Origin of the sequence: Rhizobium sp. YAF28 (genome assembly GCF_052113285.1) — a bacterium.
Classification (GTDB): domain Bacteria; phylum Pseudomonadota; class Alphaproteobacteria; order Rhizobiales; family Rhizobiaceae; genus Rhizobium.
Window position 1 is genome coordinate 1 of sequence record NZ_JBFRCX010000039.1, and the last position, 1085, is coordinate 1085.

The 1085-nt window shown below is 69.1% G+C and carries 1 protein-coding gene; it reads right to left on the reverse strand.

Going from position 1 to position 1085, the window contains the following annotated elements:
* Positions 1–1085, reverse strand: a 1085-nt coding sequence (locus AB4Z13_RS32785; protein ID WP_442207778.1) for a pyridoxal phosphate-dependent aminotransferase, incomplete at both ends; no start/stop codon positions are given.

Genomic DNA, 1085 nt, shown 5'->3' on the forward strand with positions numbered 1-1085 from the left:
ATGTTCTCCATGGCCGTTGCGTACGAGATGCGGATGTAGTCGCGCGCCGTATGCGGGCCGAAGTCCGTGCCGGGCACCATCACCACACCGGCGTCATGCAGAATGGCCTGCGTCAGCTTGTCGGCATCGCCCGCATGGGGGTGGTTCACGTGGAGGCAGTCGGCATAGACATAGAAGGCGCCGTCCGGCTTCACCGGCACGCGCAGCCCCAGCGCCTCCAGCGCCGGCACGATGGCGTCACGGCGGCGGCGGAATTCCGCCTTGCGCTCGTCGTAGATCGCCAGCGCCTCGGGCGTGAAGCAGGCCAGCGCCGCGTGCTGCGCCACCGCCGACGCGCAGATGAACAGGTTCTGCGCGACCTTCTCGAAGGCCGGCACCAGCGCGTCCGGCACCACCAGCCAGCCCAGGCGCCATCCCGTCATATTGAAATACTTCGAGAAGCTGTTCACGGTGACCACGTTGTCGTCCAGCGACAGCGCGGACACCGGCGGGGCATCGTACGACAGGCCCTGATAGATCTCGTCGAGGATGGCGAAGCCGTTGCGGCGGCGGACTTCGGCGAGGATGCCGCGCAGCTCGTCCGGCAGGATCGACGTGCCGGTGGGATTGCTCGGCGACGCCAGCAGCACCCCGCGCGTGTCCGGCCCCCAGTTGGCGGCCACCTGGGCGGCGGTGAGCTGGAAGCGCTCGGCCGGCCCGCTCGGCACCATGCGCGCCCGGCCGTCGAAGGCGGCCACGAAATGACGATTGCAGGGGTAGCTCGGATCGGGCATCAGCACTTCGGCGCCAATCTCTACCAGTACCGCGCAGGCCAGCAGCAGCGCGCCGGAAGCGCCGGCGGTCACGATCACGCGGCGCTCGGGAATATCGATCCCATAGGCGGTCTTGTAGTAGCCAGCGATGGCCTCGCGCAGCGCGTGGATGCCCAGCGCCCCGGTGTACTRCGTCACGCCCCGGCGCATGGCCGCCTCCGCGGCATGCACGACCGGCGCGGCGGCGGTGAAGTCCGGCTCGCCAATCCCCATGTGGATGATGTGGCGCCCGGCCCGTTCGAGTTCGGCGGCCTGCTTGGCCAGTTCCATGAC